Source organism: Caldovatus aquaticus (assembly GCF_019458025.1).
GTDB lineage: Bacteria > Pseudomonadota > Alphaproteobacteria > Acetobacterales > Acetobacteraceae > Caldovatus > Caldovatus aquaticus.
This window is the reverse complement of the sequence record NZ_JAHZUY010000051.1, coordinates 1-24,985: the sequence shown is the minus strand read 5'-3', so window position 1 is coordinate 24,985 and position 24,985 is coordinate 1. Positions and strand designations below refer to the sequence as shown.

The window sequence follows — 24,985 nt, the reverse complement described above, 5'->3', positions numbered from 1 at the left end:
CGCGTTCGGCCGGTTCCTTCGCGCCGGCGGCGGCGGGCGCCGCCTCGGCCCTGCCGCCGCGCGCCCGGCTGGCGCCGGCGCGGCCCTCGCGGGCACCGCCTGCGCTGCCGCCGCTCTTCGCCGCTGCCGCGCCGCGCCGGCCGCCGCTGCCGCGCCGGCCGTCCTCGGCGGCCGCGGCCAGCTCCTCCTCGCTCACCGGCGCGAGGCCCGCGATCGCGATGCGCGGGATCGGCTGGCCGGTCAGCTTCTCGATCGCCGCGAGCCGCTTCGCGTCCTCCGGCGTGGCGAGGGTGAAGGCGCGTCCCTCGCGCCCGGCGCGCCCGGTGCGGCCGATGCGGTGGACGTAGTCCTCGGCGTGGAACGGCACGTCGAAGTTGAACACGTGCGACAGGCCGCCGATGTCGAGCCCGCGCGCCGCCACGTCGGAGCAGACGAGGAGCCGGATCTCCCCCGCCTTGAAGGCGTTGAGCATGGCGAAGCGCTGCGACTGGTCGAGATCGCCGTGCAGCGCGCCGACCGAGAAGCCGTGCCGCTTGAGGCTGCGGTAGAGGACGTTCACGTCCACCTTGCGGTTGCAGAAGATCAGCGCGTTCTGCACCTCCTCCTGCCGGATCAGGCGCCGCAGCGCCTCGCGCTTCTCGTGCTCGCGCACCAGCGCGACGCCGGTGACGATGGTCGAGGCGACGGTCGCCGGCCGCGCCACCTCGATCTCCTTGGGGTTGGAGAGGAAGGCATCCGCCAGGCGGCGGATCTCGGGCGCCATGGTGGCGGAGAAGAACAGCGTCTGCCGGATCCGCGGCAGCAGCGAGACGATGCGCTCGACGTCGGGGATGAACCCCATGTCGAGCATGCGGTCCGCCTCGTCGATCACCAGCACCTTGACGTCGGCGAGCAGGATGCGGCCGCGGTCGAACAGGTCGAGCAGCCGGCCGGGGGTGGCGATCAGCACGTCCACGCCCTTCTCCAGCACGGCGCGCTGCTCGTCCATGCTCTCGCCGCCGATCAGCAGCGCGTGGACGAGCTTCAGGTGCTTGCCGTACTTGACGAAGTTCTCGGCGACCTGGAGCGCGAGCTCGCGCGTCGGCTCGAGGATCAGGCTGCGCGGCATGCGCGCCTTGGCCCGCGTGCCCTGGAGGATGTCGAGCATCGGCAGGGTGAAGGCGGCGGTCTTGCCGGTGCCGGTCTGCGCCACGCCGAGCACGTCGCGCCCCATCAGCACGAAGGGGATCGCCTTCTCCTGGATCGGCGTCGGGTGCTGGTAGCCGGCCTCCTCCAGCGCCTTGAGGACGGGTTCGGACAGGCCGAGATCGGCGAAGGTGGGGCGCGGCGGCTCGGCCGGCACCGCCGCGTCGTGCTCGTGCGCCTCGCGCTCGGCCTCGATCTGCGCCGCCTCCTCGGCCGCCATCGCCTGCAGCGCGTCGCGCGCGGCGGTGTCGGCGCGAGCATCGGTGGGGGCGGTGCCGTTGTGCGGAATCTCGGCCGCAGGGGAGGCGGCCGCGTAGGTAAGCTCGGTCAAGTCCAGTATGTTCCTTCGCCGGATAGGGGCGGCGGACGCCCCGACGGCCAGGCCGTCGGCGGCAGGGCCGTCGGCGGGACACGGCGCGCAAGCCTCGGGGCTAACGGTGCCCCTGCTCCGCCGTTCCACGTGCGCCTCGCATATGCGCGCTTTCCCGCGCGGAATCAAGATTTTCCGGCCCTGCCGCGGGCGCGCGCCGGCAGGGCGGCCGCGCGCCGGCCCTTTCCGGAGCCCCCGCCCCCGCCGCCGCGCCGGCCGGCGTGCCACCCTGTCCCGCACATCCGCAGCCGGATCCGGGCGTGCGCATCCGGTGCTAGGCTTCGGCCCCCCGCCGCGCGGGCGAGCGGCGCCACGCCCGGCGGGCCGCAAGGGCAACGCCATGACGCTCCGTCTCCCGCGCCTGTGCCCGCTGGTCCTGGCCGCGGCCGCGCTCGGCCTGACCGCGGCTGCGCCCCTCGCGCCCGCAGAGGCGCAACGCTGGTCCCGGTCCGGAGGGGAGGGAGGGGGTCGCATCGCGCCCCCGCCGCGGGCGCCCGATCTCGGCGTCCGGCCACCTCCCGCCCCCGGAACCGGCCGATGGCCGCTGTCGCCGGTGCACGGCTGGTCCGGCCGGCCGGGGCCCGTCGCGCCATGGTGGGGGCACCGGCCCCCTTCCTGGCGCCCGGTGCCGCACCGCCCCTCCGGGGGCTGGTACCGGCCCTGGGGCTGGTGGGGATACGGCGTCTTCGTCCCCTCGATCACCCTCGGCTTTGCGATCCTGCCGGGCTACTACGGCTACGGCTATCCCTACCCCTACTATCCCTACGCGCCGCCCTATCCTCCGCCGCCCGCCTTCTATCCGCCCGCGCCGGGCACCACCTGCGTCGCCGGCGCGGTGACCTGTCCGCTGCGCGAGCCCGCCGAGCCCGGCGACGCCTGCAACTGCCCCACGCCCAACGGGCTCGCCTGGGGCCGCGTCGCCGGCTAAGCCCGGGCACGGGAGACGGCGCGCCGGGCGGCGGCACGGGGCGCGGGCGGGATCGGCAGGGGGATGCGCGGATGACGGCCTTGGTGCCAGGGACGGAGAGCAACGAGCAGACGCTGCTGGAGGGGCGCGAGACCAGGCGCTCCTACGGCCCGGCGCGCTTCCTCCTCGCCTGCCTGCTGCTCGGCCTGCCCTTCCTCGGCCGCCAGCGGGTGCGCATCACCGACGAGCGCCTGATCCTCGAGCAGGGCTTCTGGACGCGGACGCGCGACGACGTGGAGATCTTCCGCATCCGCGACGTGGTGGTGCGGCAGAGCCTCTATCAGCGCCTCCTCGGCATCGGCGACATCGTCGTGAAGTCGCTCGAGGGGCGGAGCGAGGAGACGCACGTGCTGCGCGGCCTCGCCGACCCGGTGCGGGTGAGCGAGACGATCCGCGCCCTGTGGAACCGCACGGCGCGGCCCCAGGGACCGGCGGCGACGCTGGACTGAGCGCGCGAGGAAGGCGGCGCGGCATGTCGCTCACCATCGCCCTCGTCGCCCACGACGCCGCCAAGCCTGCGCTGGTGGAGTGGGTCGGCCGGCACATCGGGCTGCTGCGGCCGCACCATCTGCTCGCCACCGGCACGACCGGCGCGCGCCTTCGCGAGCGCTATCCGGAGCTGCGCATCGAGGCGGTGCTGAGCGGCCCGCTCGGCGGCGACCAGCAGATCGGCGCGCGGGTGGCGGAGGGAAGGGTGGACGCGATCGTGTTCCTGTTCGACCCGCTCTGGGCGCAGCCGCACGAGCCGGACGTGCGGGCGCTGATCCGAATCGCCGCGCTGCGCGACGTGCCGATCGCGGTGAACTTGGCGACGGCGGAACTCCTGGCCGCCGCGCTGCCGGGAATGGCGGCGCGGAAGGCCGCCGCCGGCGGCCCGGCCGCCGGCACGGGCCGGCCCTAGAGCGGATCGCGGACGGCTGGCGACAGCCGGAAGCGGGAATCCGCCCGCCGGACAACGCGCCGGGGCCGTGGCCGCGCGCACCGCCGGGCGGAAACGGCGCTAGCTGTTCGGCCCGCGCTCCATCGAGTAGGGCTGCCAGCGGCGCAGCCCGGACCGCGCCAGCACCGAGGGGTTGACGCAGCTCATCGGCCACCTGCCGGAAAGCACCAGCGCCAGCTCCTGCCCGACGCGGCGCCGGCGCGCCGGGTCGAAGCGCGCCGAGGCGGAGGCGTTGTGCGGCGAGAGGATGACGTTGCGCATCGCGAGCAGCGGGTTGTCCGGCCGCGGCGGCTCGGTCTCGAACACATCCAGGCCGGCGCCCGCGATCCAGCCTTCCTGCAGCGCCCGGATCAGCGCCGTCTCGACCACGGTCGGGCCGCGGCCGGTGTTGATGAAGATCGCATTCGGCTTCATCTGGCGGAAGTGCTTCTCCTGCAGGAAGCCCCGCGTCTCGGGCGTGTCCGGCAGGTGCAGGGAGACGAAGTCGCTCTGCGCCAGGAGCTCGGGCAGCGAGGCCGGCTGCACGCCGTGGGCTGGCATCACCAGCTCCTCGACATACGGATCGTAGGCGAGCAGGCGCAGGCCGAAGGGCGCGGCGCGGCGGGCGGTGGCGCGGGCGACGCGGCCGAAGCCGATGAAGCCGAGGGTCTGGCCCATCAGGCGCGGGATCTGCAGGAGCTGGGGGCGGCCCTCCGCCCAGCGGCCCTCGCGCACCATGCGGTCCTGCTCCAGCGCGCGGCGGTGCGCGGCGAGCAGCAGCATCATCGCGTGGTCCGCCACCTCCTCGATGAAGGTGTCGGGGCAGTTGGTGACGGGGATGCCCTTCTCGGTCGCGGCGGCGACGTCTACGTAGTCCACGCCGACGGTGCCGAGGGCGATGATGCGGCAGCGCTCCAGCGCCTCGATCATGCGGCGGGTGAACTTCATGCCCTTGGCGTAGACCGCGTCGGCGTCGCGCGCGGCGGCGATGAAGCCCTCCTCGGTCGGCGGGCACTCGACGATCTCGGCGTCGAGGCCCTCGAGCGCCTCCATCTCGTAGGCATAGCCGCCGCCGGCCACCGTGAAGCTGGCGCCGGCGGGGGTGACGATCTTGAATCGGGCCATGTGGCGATCCCCCGCGGTCGGTCGTGGGGGATTGCGCCACAGGACGCGTCAGACGTCCACCTCCGCCGCGTCGAGCCGCGCCGCGTTCTCCTGGATGAACCTGAAGCGCAGCTCCGGCCGGCGGCCCATCAGCGCCTCGATCAGCTCGGAGGTCCTCGCCCGCTCCTCCGGCGGCAGGACCACCTTGAGCAGGGTCCGCCGGCGCGGGTCCATGGTGGTCTCCTTGAGCGAGGCCGGCGGCATCTCGCCCAGGCCCTTGAAGCGGCTGACCTCCACCTTCTGGTTCGGCTTGAACGCGGTCCGCAGCAGCCGCTCGCGGTCGGCATCGTCGCGCGCGTAGAGGGTCTTGCCTCCCCCCTGCAGCCGGTAGAGCGGCGGCTGGGCGAGGAACACCCGGCCCTGGCGCACCAGCTCCGGCAGCTCCTTGTAGAAGAAGGTCATCAGCAGGGCGGCGATGTGGGCGCCGTCCACGTCGGCGTCGGTCATGATGACCACGCGGCCGTAGCGCAGGCGGCCGATGTCGAACCTCTCCCCCGCGCCGCAGCCCAGCGCCTCGATCAGGTCGCGCAGCTCTTGGTTCTGCCGCAGCTTGTCGGCGGAGGCCGAGGCGACGTTGAGGATCTTGCCCCGCAGCGGCAGCACCGCCTGGGTCTCGCGGTCGCGCGCCTGCTTGGCGGAGCCGCCCGCCGAGTCGCCCTCGACCAGGAACAGCTCCGTCCCCTCGGCGCTCTCGCGCGCGCAGTCGGCGAGCTTGCCGGGCAGGCGCAGCTTGCGCGTCGCGCTCTTGCGCGGCGTGTCCTTCTGCTCGCGCCGGCGGATGCGCTCCTCGGCGCGCTCGATGACGAAGGCGAGCAGGTTGTCGGCGGTGGTCGGGTCGCCGGCGAGCCAGTGGTCGAAGTGGTCGCGCAGCACCCCCTCGACCAGGCGCTGCGCCTCGGGCGAGGCGAGGCGGTCCTTGGTCTGGCCCTGGAACTGCGGCTCGCGGATGAAGACCGAGAGCATGCCGGCGAGGGAGCCGAGCACGTCCTCGGCGACGATGTTCGCCGCGCGCTTCTCCTTCTTGAGCTCGCCATAGGCGCGCAGGCCCTTCACCAGCGCCGCGCGCAGCCCGGCCTCGTGGGTGCCGCCCTGGGAGGTGGGGATGGTGTTGGCGTAGGTGTTGAGGAATCCCTCGCCCTGCTCGAGCCAGGTCAGCGCCCATTCGGCGCGGCCGGCGCCGTCCGGGAACTCCACCTGCTCGGCCCAGATCGCCGGCACCACCCGGGCGCGGCCCTCGATCGCGCTCGCCAGGAAGTCGGCGAGGCCGCCCGGGAAGCGCAGCACCGCCTGGGCCGGGGTGTCGTCGCGGATCAGCGAGGGGTCGCAGGACCAGCGGATCTCGACGCCGCGGAACAGATAGGCCTTGGAGCGGCAGAGCCGGTACAGCCGCGCCGGGCTGAAGGCGAGCGTGCCGAAGATCTGCGGGTCGGGGCGGAAGCGCACCGTGGTGCCGCGGCGGTTGTGCACCGGCCCGGCGGTCTTCAGCCGCGTCACCGGGCGGCCGCGCTCGAAGGCCTGGGTGTAGAGGGTGCGGTCGCGCGCGACCTCCACCTCCAGCCGTTCGGAGAGCGCGTTCACCACCGAGGAGCCGACGCCGTGCAGGCCGCCCGAGGTGCTGTAGGCCTTGCCGGAGAACTTGCCGCCCGAGTGCAGCGTGGTGAAGATCACCTCGAGCGCCGAGAGCTTCGGGAATTTCGGGTGCGGGTCCACCGGGATGCCGCGGCCGTTGTCGCGCACGGTGAGCCAGTTCCCGGGCTCGAGCGTCACCTCGATGCGGTCGGCGTGGCCGGCCACCGCCTCGTCCATGGCGTTGTCGAGGATCTCGGCGGCGAGGTGGTGGAGCGCGGTCTCGTCGGTGCCGCCGATGTACATGCCGGGGCGGCGCCGCACCGGCTCCAGCCCCTCCAGCACCTCGATGTCCTTGGCCGAGTACGAGTCGCTCTGGCCGGCGGCAGCCTTGGCGAGGCGCGCCCGGCCGAACAGGTCGTTCATGCCTTGTTCCTATCCCCCGCTCACTGTAGCGGGGCCCGGGAGGGCGGACAACAACGGCCGCCAAGATCTTGCAAGAGCGCGGATTTTCCCCGCCGAGTCGCGCCCGGCGCCGCGGGCCGGGGCCGGCTTCGCCCGGCCGTGCCCGCCGCTGCGGCCCCGCCCTCTGTCCGCGAGGCCGATCCGTGCTTCGGGCCGGTTCCGCCTGTCCGCGATCGGGCCTGGAACCGCTTCTGCTCGGCCGTGCGCGCGGTGGCGGCCCCGGCGCGTTGTCCGCCGGGCGGATCGGCGCGCCCGGCCGGTGCCGCCGTCCGCGATCCGCTCTGCCCGTCGCCGCCGGCTAGCTCACGGGGCGGCCCGGCCGCCGGCGCGGGGGCGGAGGCGGCTCCGCCGCCGGCGGCGCCTGGGCGGTCAGCGCGGCGATCAGCGCGGGGTTGTCGGCCACCTGGTGGACCAGGTTGCGCAGGCCCTCGACCAGCGCCGTGCGCGCGTTCTCGCCGCTGTAGATCACCAGGGCGGGCACATGGCCCTCGGCGTGGTAGGTCTTCAGGAACACGACCCGCCCGGCGCGGTCCAGCACGCGCAGATTCACGAGCAGCTCCGCGGTCGCCGACCCGGCCCAGAATCCCGGCTTGAAGTCGTTGTAGAAGCGCAGCACGTCGATCTCGACGCGGGCGTCCCGCCCGCCCGGGGCAAAGCCGCGCGCCGCAAGCTCCGCCGCGATCGCGCGGGCGGTCTCGGCGATCACGTCGTTGGTCGCGACGATCGGGGCCATCTCCATGCCGTAGCCGTTGCGCTTGGTGGAGACGCGGTCGCGGTAGGCGGTCCGCGCATCTCGCGCCGCGACGGCGACCGAGACCTCGGACGCGCCCGGCACCGGCGCCGGGGTGGCGCGCGGCGCGCCGTATTCCACCGCGATCTCGTCCGTGGTGAGGGCGCAGCCCGCCACGCCGCACAGCAACGCCAGCAGGGCGAGCATCCGCCCGGCCGCGCACAAACTGCCCGCGATGGCCATCCCTTCCCGCCTCCTCCGCCGGGGCGGGAAGCCTGCCAGCACGGCCTCCGTTGCGGCAAGCGAGCGAGCGCGGATCGCCCCGCCCCCGGCGCCGCGCCTCCCCGCGCGCGGCCACCGCCGTCCCGTCAGCGCCGCGGCTCCCCGCCGGCCGCGGCATCGGCCACCGCCGCGGCGATCGCCGCGAACCGTTCCGGATCGGCCACCACCCGCGGCACCTTGTGCTGGCCGCCGAGCCGGCCCTCGCGCCGCATCCACGCCGCGAAGGCGCCGGGCGGCAGCAGCACCACCTCCGGCGGGCCGAGCTGGCGCCCCGCGCGGTGCGCGCGGTAGTCGTCGTTGGCCGCGGCGAGCGCGGCATCGAGCGCGGCGGCGAGGCGCGCCGCCGCCTCCCCCCCGGCCGGCGCCGCCGTCTCCACCAGCCAGCGGTGATGGCCCCCGGCGCGGCCGAACACCGGCCCGACGCAGTACTCCGCCACCGCGAGGCCCGCTTCGCGCGCCGCGGCGAGCAGCGCGGCTTCGATCTCCTCCCCGCTCAGATGCTCGCCGAAGGCGGAGAGGAAGTAGGAGGTGCGGCCCGTCACCAGCAGCCGCGGCGGCGCGCGCTCGACGAAGCGCACCGTGTCGCCCACCACATAGGCCCACAGCCCGGCGCAGGTGGTGACGACGATCGCGTACTCCACGCCGGTCTCGACCGTCGCCGCCCAGTGCCGCGCCGGCGCGGGCGAGTCGAGCTCGGCAAGCGGCACGAACTCGAAGAAGCAGCCGCCGTCGGCGATCAGGCGCAGCCCCTCGCCCTCGCCGCGGTCGGCGATGGCGAAGAAGCCCTCGCTTGCCGGATAGACCTCGCGCGTCGCGCAGCCGGGCGGAAGCCACGGCGCCATGCGCGCGCGATAGGGCGCCCAGGCAACGCCGCCGTGCACCAGCAGCTCGAGCGCCGGCAGCGGCGGCCGGCCGTGCCGTTCAGCCAGGCGCTCGAACAGCATCAGGAGCCAGCTCGGCGTGCCGCCCAGGCTGCGCACCCGCGCCACCGGCGTCGCCGCGGCAAGCGCCGCGATCTTGCGGTCCCAGTCGGGGATCAGGGCGAGCTCGGGCGGCGGCCAGTACCACGGCCGGGCGAAGGCGGGCACCTCGGCCGCGGCGATGCCGGAGAGATCGCCCTGGCGCACGCCGGGCGCCACCTCCTCGAGCGCGGTCGAGCCGCCGAGCAGGAAGGAGAGACCGCCGAGGACGCGGCTGCGCGGATGGCGGGCGAGATGCCAGCACAGCACGTCGAGCGCGGCGGCGCGGTTGGCGCGCACCATCGGCCGCGTCACGGGGATGTGCTTGGTGCGTCCGGAGGTGGTGCCGGAGCTGAGCGCGAAATAGGGCACCCGGCCCGGCCAGGTGAGGTCCTCGAGCACCGGATAGGCGGGGCGCCAGTATTCCTCCCAGAACGCCTCGTAGCGGCGCAGCGGCACGCGCGCCTGGAAGTCGGCGACCGAGCGGATCGCGCCGAAGCCGTGGGCGCGGCCGAACCGCGTGCGCGCGGCGCGGCGGAGGAGGGAGAGCAGCAGCCGCTCCTGCGCCGCCACCCAGTCGAGCGCCTCGATGCGCCCGAGCCGCCAGCGCGCGTAGGCGCGCAGGAACGGCGTCGCGTCGAAGGGCGGACCGCCCGCGCCCGTCATCGCGCCGCCGGCAGCAGCCGCGTCACGCGCGGGAACTCGGCCGCGACCGTCTCGGGCCGCAGCGGCAGGCGGATCATGCGCCCCTCGCGCCAGAGCGGCACCTGGTCGGCGAAGGCGGCGCTGCCGAGCCAGCCGTCCTGGCCGCCGTAGAGCACGACCCAATTGGCGTCGGGGTCGGAGAGGTCGCTCACATGCCGCGCCATCGAGCCGAAGGTCGCGACATGCCGCCCCTGCACCAGGCCGTGGCTGGTCTTCATCGGCGTCTCGCGGGAGCCGCCGACCGGCGCGTCGCCCTGCACGAAGGCGCCGCCGATCAGCGGCAGGTTCACCAGCCAGTGCGCGACCCGCTGGCGGTGCACGTCGCCCCAGTCGCGGAAGCGGCCGAGCTCGCGCGCCGCCTCCGCCGCCGCCTGGCGCAGCACCGCGGCCCGGCGCTCGGGCGGCAGGGCGTCGAGGTCGCGCAGGAGGAAGGTGGTGAGGAAGTTCCACTGCGTCTCCGGCCCGCGCCGGCCCGCCGCGCCGTCGCGCCCGTTCTCCGCGAGCAGCGCCGGCACCAGGCGCCCGAGCAGCAGCTCGAAGGCGAGCGCGGCGCGGCTGTCGGCTCGGTAGTCGCCGTCCCAGCCGTCGAGGGCGGCGGCGACCGGCGCCGCCTCGGCGAGGCCCTCGAGCCGCCGCCGCAGCGCCGCGGCGAGCCGCGCCGCCTTGGGCGAGAGGGTGTCGCGCTGCAGCGCCATCAGGTCGGCGACCGAGAGCCGCTCGCGCGCGGCGAGCAGGGCGCGCAGGCGCTCCAGCCGGTCGCCGTCGCTGAAGAAGAGGCCGAGCGGGGGCGGGGCGCGGCCCCCGAGCGGCTCCGGCCGCTCGTTGGCGGAGGCGAGCACGCCCTCCGGCGGGTCCTCGGCGTAGGGCAGGTCGCGTGCATCGAGCAGGCGCGCCCAGGGGGCGGTGGCGGCGGGGTCGGCCGCGTCGAGCACCGGGTCCGCGTCGGGGAAGCCGGTGCGGGCGGGCAGGGTGGCCGCCATCAGCCGGCCGATGCGGCCGTCGCGCGCGGCCCAGACCATGTTCTGCGGGCTGACGCCGAAGCCGGCGAAGGCGGCGCGGAACGCGGCGCCGTCGCGGGCGCGCGCCGCGCGCAGCAGGGCGGTGATCTCGTCGGTCGGCTCGTGGCCGACCCAGCGCAGCGCGATCGCCTCGCCGGGGCGCGCGGGGACGAGCGCGGCATCGGTCACGATCGGGCCGTGCAGGGTGAGGCGGACCGTGCGCTCGGTGCTGAACCACAGGCGCCGGCGCAGGGTGACGCGCCGCTCCGTGATCTGCGCCGGCGGCAGGCGGGAGACGTCGAACAGGTCGGAGGCGGCGGCGCGCATGTTCGTCCCGCCCCAGGCGAGGTCCGGGTTGCGGCCGAGGCCGAGAATGGGAAGGCCCGGCACCATCAGCCCGACCGCGTGGAAGGAGGGCGAGCGCATCCCCACCGCCAGCCACAGATTGGGCAGGTTGAGGCTGAGATGCGGGTCGGAGGCGAGCAGCGCCCCGCCCGTCGCGCTGCGCCGCGCCGCCACCGCCACGGCGTTGCTGCCGGCGCGGTTCAGTCCGCCGAGGAGCGCGCGCAGCGCGGCGCTCCCCCCGCCCTCCGCCTCGCGCGCCGGCTCGGTCGCGCTCGCCCCGGCCTCGAGCGTGCGCCGCCACAGCCGGGCGAAGTCCGGTCGCCCGCGCTCGCCGAGCAGCGAGAAATAGAGCAGCCAGTTCACGTCGGTCCCGGCGAGCCGGCCGATGGCGAGGATATCGGCCGTGCTGTAGGGCTCGGGGCGGAGGCCGAGCAGCGCGAATTCCGGCGGCGGCCGCCCGGCGCGGAGCGTGGCGTGGTTCAGCCCGGCGACGAAGGACTCGACGAAGGCGCGCGTCTCCGCCGGCCAGCGCCGCTCGATCTCGGGCGCGGCGCGGCCGAAGTCGAGGATGCGCAGCGCGTGGTCCACCTCGGTGGCGAACGGCCCCGCCACCTCGGACAGCCGCCCGCGCGCGACCAGGCGCAGCAGCGCGATCTGCGCCCCGCGCAGGTGCCCGTGCACGAGGCCGAGGGCGAAGGCGAGGTCGCGGTCGGTCTCCGCCTCGATCCAGGGGATCAGGTGGTCGTTCCAGCGGATGGTGACGGGGCGCTCGAGTCCCGCGAGCCCCGTCGCGGGCAGCGCGGCGAGGCGCTGCTCGACGGCGACGGGGCGCGGGGCGAGGGCGGCGCAGCCCGGCAGCAGCGCGGCCGCCGCAAGGGCCACGGCGCCGGCGATCCGCCGCGCCAGTCGCCGGCGCGGCAGCGCTCCCGCGGCGGGCCTGCGGCGCCCGGTCGCCGGCGCGGATCCTGGTCTCATGAGCGACCCCGTTCCTCCTCGCGCGCCCGGAGATGCCTCCCGCGGCTGCGCCCGCCCGCAGCATGGAGAGGCGGGGCGAGGCCGCAAGGCCCGGCGGGCGGCTCCGCGGCGCCCGCCACGCCGCCGGCGCGGGGGTCAGCGCCGGGACCAGCCGGCCAGCCGGCCGACCGCGTCGAGCAGCTGTTCGGGCTCGATCGGCTTGGTGAAGAGGAGCAGCGGCCCGGTCCCTCCGGCATCCCGCAGCAGCGAGGCCGCGCCGTCCGGTGGGGCGTAGCCGGTCATCACGACCACGGGCAGGTCCGGCCGGGCCGCGCGCAGACGCCGGATCAGCTCGCGCCCGGCCAGGCGCGGCATGCGCAGATCGGTCAGCAGCAGGTCGAAGCGCGCGCCGCGCGCGGCGATCTCCAGCGCCTCCTGGCCGTCCGCGGCGAGCAGGACCGCATAGCCGGCGCCCGCCAGCAGGTCCTCGATCGCCATCGCCGCCAGCGGCTCGTCCTCGGCGACGAGGATGCGCGGCGCGTCGTCCGGAGGGCCCGGGCCCGATGGCGCCGATCCCGTCATGCTCAGGCCGCGGCGGTCCCGACCCGCACCGGCCCCGGCCGCACGGGCGCGGCGGCGGCCAGCGGCAGGGTGAGGCAGAACACCGCCCCGGCCTCGGCGGTGCCGGCCGCCTCGTTCCAGGTCTCCAGCCGCCCCCCCATGCTGCGCGCCACGCCCTGGACGATGGCGAGGCCGAGGCCGGTGCCGCGGCCCGGCTCCTTGGTGGTGAAGAACGGGTCGAAGATGCGCCCGCGCACCGCCTCGGGCACGCCGCCCCCGGTGTCGCGCACCGCGATCGCCACCACCCCGCCGGCGTGGTCGGCGCGCAGCGCCACGACGATGCGCGCCGGCGCGCCGGGCTCGCGGGAGCGGCGCTCCAGCACGGCGTCATGCGCGTTGGCGATCAGCTGCAGCAGGGCCTGCTCGAGCTTCGCCCGCCGGCCCTGCACCGGGATCGTGCCCGGCGGACGATCCAGCGTCAGCTCGACCGTCCCCTCGATCGCGTACTGCCGGCTGGCGACCGCGGCGACCGCGGCGACCGCCTCCGCCGCATCGAAGGGGCCGCCCGGCTCGGCCTCGGCCGCCGGCGCCCCGGGGCGGGCGCCCCCCTCGCCGCGCGGCGGGGCGGCGGGGCGCGCGCCAGGGCCGGCGGGCTCCTCGCGCGTCAGCTCGCGCATGCGCTCGAGCAGCGCGCCGATGCGGCGGCTCTGGTCGAGCACGACCTCGAAGGCGCGGGCGAGCCGCTCCGGTTCGGCGCGTCCGGCGGCGAGGGCGGCGCGCGCATTGCCGGCCCACAGGGCGATGACGTTCACCGGCTGGCTCATCTCGTGCGCCACGCCCGCGCACATCGAGCCGACGGTGGCGAGCCGCGCGGCCTCCTGCAGATCGGCCTGCAGGCGCCGCGTCTCGGTCACGTCCCGCACGCTGCCGAGCAGCCGGACCACCTGCCCTTCGGGGTCGCGGATGGGCGCAAGCACCGTATGCCAGTGGCGATAGCCGGCGCGGGTGAATCCGCAGGCCTCGTATGCGACGGGCGCGTGGCCGGCCAGGGCCTCGGCGTAGCGCCGCTCGATGAGCGCCACCACCGCCTCGTCGTCCAGGAAGGCGCGCGGCCCCTGGCCGAGCAGGCGGTCGCGGCCCACGCCGAACAGCCGCTCGAAGGCCGGGTTGACGGACTCGTAGGCGAACCTGCCGTCGGGGCGCTGGCCGACCACGAAGACCGCGTCGGCCATGTGCTCGAACAGGCTGGCGAGCCGGGCCTCCGATTCGCGGGCGCGCGCCTCGGCCGCGCGGCGGACCTCGATCTCCCGCGCGAGGTCGGCGGGGCTGGGCCGGGCGAGGGTCTTCGCCAGCACCGGGCGGAGCAGGACGGCGCTGGCCAGCCCGATCACGGCGGCGAGGCCCGTGGCGACGGGCCCCGTCGCGCCGTGATCCGGGCGCCAGAGCATCCAGAGCCGCGCCAAGTGCGCCGTCGCGTCGGACAGCAGGAAGAGGGAGAGCAGCGCCGCAAGGATGGGAAAGCCGGGTTCGCGCCGCCGGAGGAAGAAGGACACGAGGGCGGCGAGGATCACGAGGGAGGCGGCCGCTGCTGCCGCCTCGGCGCCGGCGGGCAGCCACAGCGGATCCCCGTGCCGGAACGGATCGGACCCGTGCGGCAGCGCTGGGACGGAATCGACCGGGAAGGCGGAAGCGGACATGCGCGGTGCGGCTGATGCCCTGGGGGTCGGGAAGCGGGGACGGACTTTGGCCCGAATCCGTCCCGCGCGCAGGTTGCTATGCCCCGGTCCCGATTCACAGTCCCGTGTCCGGACCCCGGGAGAGCGGGGCACCTTTGCGGCCGGCCGTCCGCGGCGCGCCGGACGGTCAGCCCCGGCGCATCGCCCGGGTGAGCGCCGCCACCGGAAGGAGCCCGACGGCGACGATCAGCAGCGCGGCCGTGCTGGCCTCCGCCAGCCGCTCGTCGGCGGCGAGGCTGTAGACCCGCACCGCGAGCGTATCGAAGTCGAAGGGCCGCACGATCAGCGTCGCCGGCAGCTCCTTCATGGTGTCCACGAAGACCAGCACCGCGGCGGTGAGGAGCGCCCCGCGCGCGAGCGGCAGCTCGACCTCGCGCACCGCCTCGCCCGGGGTGCGGCCGAGCACGCGCGCGGCGGCGGCGAGCGAGGGCTTGATCCGCGCCAGCCCCGATTCGACGGCGGACATCGCCACCGCGAGGAAGCGGACGAGGTAGGCGAAGACCAGGGCGGCGATCCCGCCCGAGAGCAGCAGGCCGGTCGAGATCCCGAAGCGCGCGCGCATCCAGGAATCGAGCGCGTTGTCGAACAGGCCCGCGGGCGCCAGCGTCCCGACCGCGATCACCGAGCCGGGCACCGCGTAGCCGAGCGCCGCCACCCGGTTCGCCGCCGCGCGCAGGGGCGAGGGGTGCAGGCGCTGCGCCCAGGCGAGCAGCGCCGCGAGCGGCACCGCGAGCGCCGCGGTCAGCGCCGCGAGGACGAGCGAGTTCAGCGCGAACGGCATGAAGCGGGGCGGCGCCAGCGGGTCGCCCGTCTCCGCCGCCAGCCAGAGCAGCGTCCCGGCCGGGATGCCGAAGCCGAGCAGCACCGGCATGGCGCAGGCGAGGACCGCGAGCGCGGCCTTCGCGCCGCGCAGCGGCACCGGATGCATCGGCGGATGGCGGGTGGTCGTCGGATGGTAGCGGCGGTCGCCGCGCGAGAGGCGCTCGAGCAGCAGCAGCAGGGCGACCAGGCCCATCAGGCAGGCGGCGAGCTGCGAGGCGGCGCCGCGGTCGCCGAGGCCGAACCAGGCCTCGTAGATGCCGGTGGTCAGGGTGCGGACGGCGAAGTGCTGCACCGTGCCGAAATCGGCCAGCGTCTCCATCAGCGCCAGGGCCACGCCGCCCGCCAGAGCCGGCCGGGCGAGCGGCAGCGCGACATGGAGGAAGGTGCGCGGCAGCCCGTGGCCGAGGGTGCGCGAGGCCTCGATAAGGCAGACGCTCTGCTGCAGGAAGGCGGCGCGGCAGAGCATGTACACGTAGGGATAGAGCACCATCGCCAGCATCACCGCCGCGCCGGGCAGGCTGCGGATCTCCGGGAACCAGTACTCCCCCCAGCGGAGCCCGGTGAGGTCGCGCAGGACGGTCTGCACCGGCCCCGCGACGTCGAGCAGCCAGACATAGGCATAGCCGCAGACATAGGCGGGCATGGCGAGCGGCAGCAGCAGCGCCACCTCGAGCGCCGCGCGTCCGCGGAATTCGAAGGCGGTGACGAGCCAGGCGGAGACCGCGCCGGCCGAGGCGGTCATCAGCCCGACCAGCAGGGCGAGCAGGAAGGAATTGGCCAGCATCTCCGGCAGGAAGGTGCCGGCGATGTGCCTCCAGGCCGTCGCCGGCGGCGCCGCCGCGGCGGCGAGCACGGCGAGCACCGGGGCGGCGATCGCCGCCGCCGCGACCAGCGAGACCCAGGCCCAGGGCGGCGCGCGGCGGCGCCGCGGCGGGGCCGGCTCGGCGGCCTCGGGGCGGAGCAGGACCGCTTCAGACATCGGAGCCGGTGGGGGCGCGGCGGGTCATGGCCACGGCGGCGGGTAGCACGCGGCGGGGCGGGAGGCACCTGCCCCGGCCGCGGCCGGCGCCGGCCTCCCGGCAAGGCCCCCTGCCGGCGCCGCGGGCGGGGGCACGCGGCGGCGCTACTCCGCCGCCCGCCTGCGCTTCTGCTCCTCCCACTGCTCGGGGGTGATGCGCGGGATCTCCATCCGGTCGGTGGTGCGGGCGTACCAGCCGCGGCCGTGCATGCGGCCGATCAGCCCGAGCTTCGGCGTGTCTATGTAGCGCTTCGCGGGGTCGAGCACGCAGTCGTCGCGCACCTCCATCGCGAGGATGCGGCCGAGGACCAGGTTGTGCTCGCCCAGCGGGACGATCTGGTGCAGGACGCACTCCATCGCCACCGGGCTCTCCGCGATGCGCGGGGTCCTCACCTTGGCGCAGGGGGCGGCGGCGAGCCCCGCCTCCTCCAGCTCGTTGACCCCGGCCTCGAACTCGGCCGCGGTGACGTTCATCTGCTGGACGAGCGAATCCGGCACCAGGCAGATGGTGAATTCGCCGAGCCGGCGGACGTTGGCGAGCGTGTCCTTCGGGCTGCCCTCCGGCCGCGGCCCGCAGCCGAAGCCGACGATCGGCGGGTTGCCGGAGAAGGCGTTGAAGAAGGAGAAGGGGGCGGCGTTCGGCCGGCCCTCGGCATCGAGCGTCACCACCCAGGCGATCGGCCGCGGCACGATGGTCGAGACCATCAGCTTGTAGCCCTCGCCGGGCGGCAGGGTGGCGAAATCGAACAGCATCGGACGGGTCCCCTGGCGGCGGATCGGGTCAGGCCACCCGGTCGCGCGGCGGCTCGCCGCGCAGCAGGATGGCGTCGAGGTTGTCGAGGGCGCGGTGCCCCATCGCGTCGCGCGTCTCCACCGTGGCGCTGCCGAGATGCGGCAGCAGCACCACGTTCTCCAGGCCGAAATAGCCCTCGTGGATGCGCGGCTCGCCGTCATAGACGTCGAGCCCGGCGGCGAAGACGTGGCCGGAGCGCAGCGCCGCGATCAGCGCCTCGTCGTCCACCGAGCCGCCGCGGCCGGTGTTCACCACCACCGCGCCGCGCGGCAGCAGGGCGATGCGCTCGGCGTTCAGCCATTTGCGCGTCGCCTCGCCGCCCGGCATGTGCATGGAGAGGAACTGGCTCGCGCGCAGGAAGCTCTCGTCGCTCTCGTGCCAGATCGCGCCCTGCTCGAGCTCGGGAGGCAGGCGCTGCAGGTCGCGGTAGTGGATCTCCATCCCGAGGCCGCGCGCCATGCGCGCGAGCGTCCGCCCGATCCGCCCGAAGCCGAGGATGCCGAGGCGCTTGCCCTCCGGCGTCAGGCCGAGGAGCTGGGTCGGCGCCCAGCCGGTCCAGCGCCGGGCGCGCACCAGGCGCTCGCCCTCGCCGGCGCGGCGGCAGGCCATCAGCAGCAGGGTGAGCGCGATCTGCGCCGTCGCCTCGGTCAGCACCTCCGGCGTGTTGGTGACGACGATGCCGCGCGCGCGGGCGGCGGCGAGGTCGATGTGGTCGAAGCCGACGCTGAAGGTGGCGATCGCCTTGACCGAGGGCGGCAGGGCCCGGATGCAGGCGGCATCCAGCCGGTCGCCGGCGGCGCAGAGGATGCCGGCGGCGCCGATCGCGGCGGCGCGGCGGGCGATCTCGGCGCCGTCGGCGTACCAGGGCGCGTCCTCGGGGTTGAGATGGGCGTCGTAGTCGCGCGCGGCGCGGGCCTCGATCGCGGGCGGCAGCTTGCGGGTGACGAGCAGGGCGGGCTTGGCCATGGGCGGCGGGCCTTCCGGCTGGGGAACGACGGTCGGCGCGCACCATAGCGGCCGCGGCGCGTCTTGCCAGCGCCGCGCCGAGGGGGCAGGGTCCGCCGCCGTTCCGCAGGCGGGGAGGGGATGCGATGGACCTCGGGTTGAAGGGCAGGCGGGCGCTGGTGATGGGGGCCTCGAAGGGCCTCGGGCGCGCGGTCGCGGAGGCGCTGGCGGCCGAGGGTGCCGCGCTCGTCATCAGCGGGCGCGACCAGGCGGCGCTGGATGCGGCGGCGGCGGCGCTCAAGGGTCTCGGCGCCGCCTCCGCCGTCGGCATCCCGGCCGACGTGGCGCGCGGCGAGGACATGGACCGCCTCGCCGACGGCGCCGTGGCGGCGATGGGCGGGGTGGACATCCTGGTGCTCAACCACGGCGGCCCGCCGCCCTGCACGGCCTGGGAGATGAAGGAGGCGGACCTCGTCGCCTGGTTCCAGCGCATCGTCCTCTCGCCGATCCGCATCGCCATGCGGCTGATGCCGGCGATGCGCGAGCGCAAGTGGGGGCGGGTGATCGTCATCGGCAGCACCGGGATGCAGCATCCGATCCCGACGCTCGCCCTCTCCAACACGCTGCGGGCGAGCGTCTGGGCCTGGCTCAAGACCCTCTCGGCCGAGGTGGCGAAGGACGGGGTGACGATGAACGTGCTCGCCCCGGGCACCATCCTCACCGACCGCGTGACCCAGACCACCACGGCGCGGGCGCAGCAGCTCGGCATCTCCTTCGAGGCCGCGCTCGCCAGGGCGGCGGAGGAGATCCCCGCCGGCCGGCTCGGCGTGCCGGCCGATTTCGGCCCGATGGGGGCGTTCCTGGCGAGCGAGCGCGCGGGCTACATCACCGGCACGCTGATCCGGGTGGACGGCGGCCGGGTGCGGGCGATGCTCTAGGCCGATGAGCGCGACCGCGAGCCCGGACGTCGCCCTTGCCGAGCGCCTGTTCGCCGAGCTCCGCGCGCGGAGCCGCGACGGCGAGGGCGTGACGCGCGACGCCTACGGCCCGGGCGAGCGTGCGGCCCATGCCCTGGTGCGCGAAGCCGCCGAGGCGCTGGGGCTCGAGGTGCGCGCCGACCCGGTCGGCAACCTGCACATGACGCTGCCGGGGCGCGACCGCGCGGCGAAGCGCCTGCTGCTCGGCAGCCACCTCGACAGCGTGCGCCGCGGCGGCAACTACGACGGCGCGGCGGGGGTGCTGGCGGGCCTCGCGGTGGTGGCCGGCCTGCGCCGCGCCGGCGTCGTGCCGGGGCGCGACGTGACGGTGCTCGCGCTCCGCGCCGAGGAGGCGGGCGCCTGGTTCCCGGTGAGCTACCCCGGCAGCCGCGGCGCGCTCGGCACGCTGCGGCCGGAGGAGCTCGCGGTCCGCCGCGCCGACACCGGCCGCACGCTCGAGGAGCACATGCGCGCCGAGGGCTTCGACCCGGACTTCGTGCGCGCGGGCAGGCGCGTGCTCGGCCCCGACACCGTCGCGGCCTTCCTCGAGGTGCACATCGAGCAGGGGCCGGTGCTGGAGGCGGAGGGCGTCCCTCTCGGCATCGTCACCGGCATCCCCGGCAGCCGGCGGCTGCGCGCGGCGCGGGTGATCGGGGAATACAACCACTCCGGCGCCACGCCGCGCCGCCACCGGCGCGACGCGGCGATCGCGCTTGCCGAGCTCGCCCACCGCATGGACGAGGCGTGGCTGCGGCTGGAGACCGAGGGCCACGAGCTGGTCTGCACCTTCTGCGTGCTGGCGACCGCGCCCGAGGCCGGCTTCACCCGGATCCCCGGCGAGGCGGTGTTCCAGCTCGACGTGCGCAGCGTCAATCCCCGCAACTGCGACCGCATGTTCGAGGTGCTGTACGACCTCGTCCCGCGCATCGAGGCCCGCCGCGGGGTGCGGTTCGAGCTGGGCGCGGAGAGCGGCAGCCGCGCCGCGCCGATGGATGCGGGCGTGCAGGCCGGGCTGAAGCGCGCCGCGGAGGCGCTCGGCATCGCGCACCGCATGATGCCCTCGGGCGGCGGCCACGATGCCGCGGCCTTCGCGCAGGCGGGCGTGCCGGCGGGGATGCTGTTCGTGCGCAACCAGAACGGCAGCCACAACCCGAAGGAAGACATGCGGATCGAGGACTTCGCCGCGGCCTGCGCGGTCGCGGCGCGCTGGGTGGCGGAGGCGGCGGCATGACGGCGCGCCTCGCGGTGGACATCGGCGGCACCTTCACCGACGTGGCCGTCGAGGAGAACGGCCGGCGCTGGACCGGCAAGGTCCTCACCACGCCCCACGCGCCGGAGGAGGGCGTGCTCGCGGGGGTGCGCCGCGTGCTGGACGAGGCCGGCCTCGCGCCGGGGGACATCGCGCTCGTCATCCACGGCACCACGCTGGCCACCAACGCCATCATCGAGCGCAAGGGCGCGCGCACCGCGCTGCTGACGACCGAGGGCTTCCGCGACGTCCTCGCCATGGGCAACGAGGCGCGCTACGACCAGTACGACCTCAACATCGAGCTGCCGCAGCCGCTGGTCCCGCGCCGCTGGCGCCTGCCCGTCCCCGAGCGGCTCGACAACGAGGGCAGGGTGCTGCGCCCGCTGGACGAGGAGGCGGTGCGCCGCCAGGTCGCATTCCTGCGCGCCGAGGGCATCGAGAGCCTCGCCATCGGCTTCCTGCACGCCTTCGTCAACCCGGCGCACGAGCGCCGCGCCGCCGAGATCGTCGCCGAGATGTGGCCGGAGCTTCCGGTCTCGCTCTCCTCCGAGGTGTCGCCGGAGATGCGCGAGTGGGAGCGCTTCTCCACCACCGTCGCCAACGCCTACGTCCAGCCGCTGATGGCGCGCTACCTGCGCCGGCTGGAGAGCGGGCTGCGCGAGGCGGGCCTCTCCTGCCCGCTGTTCCTGATGCTCTCCGGCGGCGGCCTCACCACGCTCGAGACCGCGGCGCGCTTCCCGATCCGGCTGGTCGAATCCGGCCCCGCGGGCGGGGCGATCTTCTCCGCGCACGTGGCGAAGGAGCGCGGATTCGGGCGCGTGCTCTCCTTCGACATGGGCGGCACCACGGCGAAGGTCTGCCTGATCGACGACTACGCCCCGCAGACCGCGCGCCACTTCGAGGTGGCGCGCGTCGGCCGCTTCAAGAAGGGCTCCGGCCTGCCGCTGCGCATCCCGGTGATCGAGATGGTGGAGATCGGCGCGGGCGGCGGCTCGCTCGCCGGGGTGGACGCGCTCGGGCGGATTCAGGTCGGCCCCGAGAGCGCCGGCGCCGATCCCGGCCCCGCCTGCTACGGCCGCGGCGGCGAGAGGCCGGCGGTGACCGACGCCAACCTCCTGCTCGGCCGCTACGACCCGGAGCGCTTCGCCGGCGGCACGCTGCGCCTCCATCCGGAGAAGGCGCGCGCGGCGCTCGCGGCGCATGTCGGCGAGCGCCTCGGCCTCGCGCCGGAGATGGCGGCGCTCGGCGTGGTCGAGATGGTGGACGAGAACATGGCCAACGCCGCGCGCGTGCACGCGATCGAATCCGGCAAGGGCTTCGAGGACCGCGTGCTGATCGCCTTCGGCGGCGGCGGGCCGGTGCATGCGACACGCGTCGCCGAGAAGATCGGCATCCGGCGCATCCTCGTCCCCTCCGGCGCCGGGGTGGGGAGCGCGATCGGCTTCCTGCGCGCCCCGGTCGCCTACGAGGTGGTGCGCAGCCTCTACCAGCGCCTCGCCCGCTTCGACGTCGCGGCGGTGAACGCGCTGCTCGCCGAGGCGGCGGCCGAGGCGGAGGCGGTGGTCGCGGCGGGAAGCTTCGGGCAGCCGACGCGGCAGACGCGCCTCGCCTACATGCGCTACGTCGGCCAGGGGCACGAGATCGCCGTCCCGCTCCCGGCGCGCGCGCTGACGGCGGCGGACGTGCCGGCCATCCGCGCCGCCTACGAGGCCGAGTACGCCCGCTGCTACGACCGCCCCGTGCCCGGCAGCGACGTCGAGGTGCTGAGCTTCGCCGTCACGGTCTCGACCATCCCCGAGCCGGTCGAGCCGGCGGGCGAGGTGTTCGACGCGCCGCCGCCCCGGCCCGCGCGCCACCTCGCCGTGCGCGACACGGCGACCGGCGAGGTCGCCGACTGGCCGGTCTACGAGCGCGACGCCTTCACCCCGGGCGCCGCGATCGCCGGGCCCGCCATCGTCGCCGAGGCGGAGACCAGCACCCTGGTCGGCCGCGGCTGGCGCTGCCGGATGGACGGGCTCGGCTATCTCGAACTGACGCAGGAGGCCTCCCGGTGACGGACGCGCTCAGGGCGATCCAGCGCCAGATCCAGTGGAACCGCCTGATCGCGGTGGTCGAGGAGCAGGCGCAGACCATGATCCGCACCGCCTTCTCCACCACCGTGCGCGAGGCGGGCGACCTCTCCGCCGGCATCTTCGACCTCCAGGGCCGGATGCTCGCCCAGGCGGTCACCGGCACGCCCGGCCACGTCAACTCGATGGCCGAGAGCGTCGGGCACTTCCTGAAGAAGTTCCCGGTGCACACCATGCAGCCGGGCGACCACTACATCACCAACGACCCCTGGCTCGGCACCGGCCACCTGCACGACCTCACCGTCGTCACCCCCGCCTTCCGCAACGGGCGCACCGTCGGCCTGTTCGCCAACACCGCCCACGTCATCGACGTCGGCGGCCTCGGCATGGGGCCGGAGGGGCGCTCGGTGTTCGAGGAGGGGCTCTACATCCCGATCGTCAAGTGCTTCGACCGGGGGCGGCCGAACGAGACCTTCTTCGACTTCCTGCGCGCCGGCTCCCGCACCCCGGTCGAGCTGGAGGGCGACGTCTATTCCCTGTGCGCCTGCAACGAGGCCGGCGCCCGGCGGCTGGTCGAGATGATGGACGAGTTCGCCATGGACTCGCTCGACGACCTCGCCGCCCACATCTTCGACAGCTCGCTCCGCGCCACGGTCGCGGAGATCGCGAAGCTCCCGCGCGGCACCTTCCGCGCCGAGATCCGCTCCGACGGCTACGAGGCGCCGGTCACGCTCCGGGCGGCGATGACCATCCACGAGGACCGCATCGAGGTGGACTTCGCCGGCACCTCGCCGCTCTCCAACCGCGGCATCAACGTGCCCCCCGCCTACTGCCGCGCCTACGCCTGCTTCGGCATCAAGTGCGTGGTGGCGCCGGAGATCCCCAACAACTGGGCCTCGCTCCAGCCCTTCCGCATGCGCATCCCGGAGGGCTGCATCCTGAACGCGCCGCGGCCCTATCCGGTCAGCGTGCGCCACGTGATCGGCCAGCTCCTGCCCGACCTGATGATGGGCTGCCTGCACCAGGCGGTGCCGGAGCGCGTCACCGCGGAGGGCTCCTCCGCGCTCTGGAACCCGCCGCTGCGCGGCGGCGCGCAGGTGAGCGGCCCGGCGGCGGAGGTCGAGGACTTCGAGATCATCACCTTCAACTCCGGCGGCACGGGGGCGCGCCCGACGAAGGACGGGCTCGACGCCACCGCCTTCCCCTCCGGGGTGCGCACCATGCCGGTGGAGGCGACCGAGAACGTCGCCCCGGTGATCTTCTGGCGCAAGGAGCTGCGCCCCGATTCCGGCGGCGCCGGCCGCACCCGGGGCGGCATGGGCCAGGTGATGGAGATCGGCGCCAAGAACGACGCCGAGTTCGCCGTCAACGCCATCTTCGACCGCATCGCCCACCCGCCGAAGGGCCGCGACGGCGGCCACGACGGGGCGCCGGGCTGGGTCGGGCTCGACGACCCGAACGGCACGCCGCTGCGCACCAAGGGCTTCCAGATCGTCCCCAAGGGCCGGCGCCTGGTGCTGAAGCTGCCGGGCGGCGGCGGCATGGGCGATCCGCGCCAGCGCGACCCGGCGCTGGTGCGGCGCGACGTCGCCGACGGGCTGGTGAGCCCCGAGGCGGCGCGGACCCTCTACGGCGTCGAGGTCTGAGCGCGCCGCGCCCGGCTCCGCCCCGGCGCCGGCCGCGGACGGCCGGAGGCGGGCGGGAGCGCGCGACGCGGCGCTACTCCGAGGGGCGAGGGCCGCGGCTGCGCGCCGCTCAGCGCTCCGCGGTCTCCACCACCAGCGGCCGCACCGCGACCCGCCAGCCCTCGCGCTGCGCCGCGCCGAGCGCCGCCGAGAGCGCCGCGACGTAGGCGTCGAGCGGCTCGACCTGCGGCCGGCCGGCGGGGAACAGCGGCCGTTCCGAGGCGATGACCAGCATCAGGTCGGTGCCGAAGGGCTCGTCCACCTCCCAGCCGGGGAAGCCCGCGCGCGGCTCGCCGAGCCGGACCCGCGCCCCGGCCGGCTGCGGATGCGCCGGCACCAGGTGCGCGACCTCGCCCGACTTCATCACGTAGGCGACGGAGAGCTGCGAGGGCCAGTCCGGCAGGGCGACGTCGAAGCGCAGCAATTGCCCCTTCACCAGCGGCGCGCGGCCGAGCAGCGACACCAGCGGCGCGGATTCCGGCCCGGCGAGCGCCGGCCGCAGCGCCTCGAGCGCGGCGCAGTAGGGTCCATCGAAGGGCTGCAGCCGCAGCCGCACCCGCTCGAGCGGGATCTGGCGCTCCGCCAGCGCGCGGCGGATCGCCGGCTCGCCGCCGCGCGCGATCACCCCGGCAAGGGTGAGGCCGTCGTCGTCCGCCGCCGCCGCCAGCAGGCTGCAGGGCGCCGCGCGCACGGCGCTCGCCGCGGCGGCGCGGAAATCCGGGCGCGGCAGCGCCGCGAGGCGCTGGCGCTCCGCTTCCGCGAGGCGCTGCCGCTCGGCCTCGGCCGCCGCGAGGCGCTGGCGCTCCGCCTCGAGCGCGGCCAGCCGCGCGCGCTCCGCCTCGGCCAGGCGCTGGTGCTCCTCCTCCGCCGCCGCGCGCTGGCGCGCGCGCTCCGCCTCGGCTGCGGCCAGACGTTGCCGCTCGGCCTCCGCCTGCCGCGCGCGCTCCGCCTCCGCCTGGCGCTGCCGCTCGAGTTCGGCCAGACGTTGCCGTTCGGCCTCGGCCGCCGCGAGGCGCTGGCGCTCCGCCTCGAGCGCGGCCTGCCGCTCGCGCTCGGCGGCGGCCCGCGCCGCCTCCTCCGCCTGGGCCCGCTCCCGCGCCAGGCGCTCGCGCTCCGCCTGATCGCGGGCGAGCGCTTCCCGCTCGACCGCGGCGCGGGCCGCCGCCTCGGCCGCTTCCCGCTCCAGCCCGAGCTGCTGTTCGCGCTGCGTCGCCTCGTGGGCACGCTGCTCCTGCGCCTCGCGCGCCCGCTGCGCGGCGGCGGCTTCCGCCGCCAGGCGCTCTTGCTCCGCCCTGGCCCGCGCGGCGGCCTCCTCCGCCGCGCGTTCGAGGCGCGCCTGCTCCTCGCGGGCGGCCTGCCGGCCGGGCTCGATCGCCAGGAACCACGCGCCCGCGACCGCCGCGACGAGCGCCGCCGCGCCGCCCCCGACCAGGACCCGGCTCCGCCGCCCGGCGGCGCCATCCCCCGCCGCCCCGGCCGGCCGCTGCGGCGGGGCGCCGCCGGTGCGCCGTCCGGGTCCTT

At 75.8% G+C, this 24,985-nt stretch carries 18 protein-coding genes and 1 pseudogene; 7 read left to right on the top strand and 12 right to left on the bottom strand.

Features of this window, described 5'->3' with window-relative positions; genetic code table 11:
* Positions 1 to 1,405, bottom strand: a 1,405-nt coding sequence (locus K1J50_RS14810) for a DEAD/DEAH box helicase (protein ID WP_369413616.1), incomplete at its 3' end; no start/stop codon positions are given.
* Positions 1,406 to 2,180: 775 nt separating this feature from the next.
* Here K1J50_RS14810 and K1J50_RS14805 point away from each other — a divergent pair.
* The 3 genes from K1J50_RS14805 to K1J50_RS14795 all read left to right on the top strand — a co-directional run bounded on the left by K1J50_RS14805 (position 2,181) and on the right by K1J50_RS14795 (position 3,423).
* The gene (locus K1J50_RS14805) at positions 2,181 to 2,483 is read left to right on the top strand and encodes a hypothetical protein (RefSeq protein ID WP_220118539.1); all 303 of its coding nucleotides are present in this window, start codon (positions 2,181 to 2,183) and stop codon (positions 2,481 to 2,483) included.
* A 71-nt stretch (positions 2,484 to 2,554) separates the two neighbouring features.
* A complete protein-coding gene (locus K1J50_RS14800) occupies positions 2,555 to 2,971 on the top strand; it encodes a PH domain-containing protein (RefSeq protein WP_220118538.1) in 417 nt (138 codons plus the stop codon).
* 23 nt (positions 2,972 to 2,994) lie between these two features.
* The gene (locus K1J50_RS14795) at positions 2,995 to 3,423 is read left to right on the top strand and encodes a methylglyoxal synthase (protein WP_220118537.1); all 429 of its coding nucleotides are present in this window, start codon (positions 2,995 to 2,997) and stop codon (positions 3,421 to 3,423) included.
* Between the two features lie 99 nt (positions 3,424 to 3,522).
* On the opposite strand, the gene K1J50_RS14790 is transcribed toward K1J50_RS14795, so the two are convergent.
* The 10 genes from K1J50_RS14790 to K1J50_RS14745 form a co-directional block, all read right to left on the bottom strand.
* Positions 3,523 to 4,566, bottom strand: a complete 1,044-nt coding sequence (locus K1J50_RS14790; RefSeq protein ID WP_220118536.1) for a C-terminal binding protein — start codon at positions 4,564 to 4,566, stop codon at positions 3,523 to 3,525.
* A gap of 48 nt (positions 4,567 to 4,614) precedes the next feature.
* Positions 4,615 to 6,597, bottom strand: a complete 1,983-nt coding sequence (parE, locus tag K1J50_RS14785; protein ID WP_220118535.1) for a DNA topoisomerase IV subunit B — start codon at positions 6,595 to 6,597, stop codon at positions 4,615 to 4,617.
* A 337-nt stretch (positions 6,598 to 6,934) separates the two neighbouring features.
* Positions 6,935 to 7,609, bottom strand: coding sequence for a YajG family lipoprotein (locus K1J50_RS14780; protein ID WP_220118534.1), 675 nt, complete (start codon positions 7,607 to 7,609; stop codon positions 6,935 to 6,937).
* A 125-nt stretch (positions 7,610 to 7,734) separates the two neighbouring features.
* Positions 7,735 to 9,273, bottom strand: a complete 1,539-nt coding sequence (locus K1J50_RS14775) for a GH3 family domain-containing protein (RefSeq protein ID WP_220118533.1) — start codon at positions 9,271 to 9,273, stop codon at positions 7,735 to 7,737.
* Positions 9,270 to 11,537, bottom strand: a complete 2,268-nt coding sequence (locus tag K1J50_RS14770; protein ID WP_220118532.1) for a penicillin acylase family protein — start codon at positions 11,535 to 11,537, stop codon at positions 9,270 to 9,272. The genes K1J50_RS14775 and K1J50_RS14770 overlap by 4 nt, the downstream gene beginning before the upstream one ends.
* Positions 11,538 to 11,765: 228 nt before the next feature.
* A complete protein-coding gene (locus K1J50_RS14765) occupies positions 11,766 to 12,191 on the bottom strand; it encodes a response regulator (RefSeq protein ID WP_220118531.1) in 426 nt (141 codons plus the stop codon).
* Between the two features lie 2 nt (positions 12,192 to 12,193).
* Positions 12,194 to 13,867 (bottom strand): two-component system sensor histidine kinase NtrB, encoded by a 1,674-nt coding sequence (locus tag K1J50_RS14760; RefSeq protein WP_220118530.1) that lies wholly within the window; start codon positions 13,865 to 13,867, stop codon positions 12,194 to 12,196.
* A 166-nt stretch (positions 13,868 to 14,033) separates the two neighbouring features.
* Positions 14,034 to 15,707: an ABC transporter permease gene (locus K1J50_RS14755; protein ID WP_220118529.1), complete on the bottom strand. Its 1,674-nt coding sequence runs from the start codon at positions 15,705 to 15,707 to the stop codon at positions 14,034 to 14,036.
* 144 nt (positions 15,708 to 15,851) lie between these two features.
* Positions 15,852 to 16,499 carry a flavin reductase family protein gene (locus K1J50_RS14750; RefSeq protein WP_220118528.1) on the bottom strand — a complete coding sequence of 216 codons (648 nt, stop codon included), beginning with the start codon at positions 16,497 to 16,499 and terminating at the stop codon, positions 15,852 to 15,854.
* Between the two features lie 28 nt (positions 16,500 to 16,527).
* Positions 16,528 to 17,505 (bottom strand): 2-hydroxyacid dehydrogenase, encoded by a 978-nt coding sequence (locus tag K1J50_RS14745; protein WP_220118527.1) that lies wholly within the window; start codon positions 17,503 to 17,505, stop codon positions 16,528 to 16,530.
* Between the two features lie 125 nt (positions 17,506 to 17,630).
* Between K1J50_RS14745 and K1J50_RS14740 the strand changes: the two genes are divergently transcribed.
* The 4 genes from K1J50_RS14740 to K1J50_RS14725 are packed head-to-tail and all read left to right on the top strand — an operon-like array spanning position 17,631 to position 23,425.
* Positions 17,631 to 18,422, top strand: coding sequence for an SDR family oxidoreductase (locus K1J50_RS14740; protein WP_220118526.1), 792 nt, complete (start codon positions 17,631 to 17,633; stop codon positions 18,420 to 18,422).
* Positions 18,423 to 18,426: 4 nt separating this feature from the next.
* Positions 18,427 to 19,692 carry a Zn-dependent hydrolase gene (locus tag K1J50_RS14735; protein ID WP_220118525.1) on the top strand — a complete coding sequence of 422 codons (1,266 nt, stop codon included), beginning with the start codon at positions 18,427 to 18,429 and terminating at the stop codon, positions 19,690 to 19,692.
* Positions 19,689 to 21,764 (top strand): hydantoinase/oxoprolinase family protein, encoded by a 2,076-nt coding sequence (locus tag K1J50_RS14730; protein WP_220118524.1) that lies wholly within the window; start codon positions 19,689 to 19,691, stop codon positions 21,762 to 21,764. Before K1J50_RS14735 ends, K1J50_RS14730 begins: the two co-directional genes overlap by 4 nt.
* Positions 21,761 to 23,425, top strand: a complete 1,665-nt coding sequence (locus K1J50_RS14725) for a hydantoinase B/oxoprolinase family protein (RefSeq protein ID WP_220118523.1) — start codon at positions 21,761 to 21,763, stop codon at positions 23,423 to 23,425. The genes K1J50_RS14730 and K1J50_RS14725 overlap by 4 nt, the downstream gene beginning before the upstream one ends.
* A gap of 109 nt (positions 23,426 to 23,534) precedes the next feature.
* Here the strand turns inward: K1J50_RS14725 and K1J50_RS14720 are convergent.
* A pseudogene (locus K1J50_RS14720) lies at positions 23,535 to 24,985 on the bottom strand (DUF4384 domain-containing protein); the annotation flags it as partial.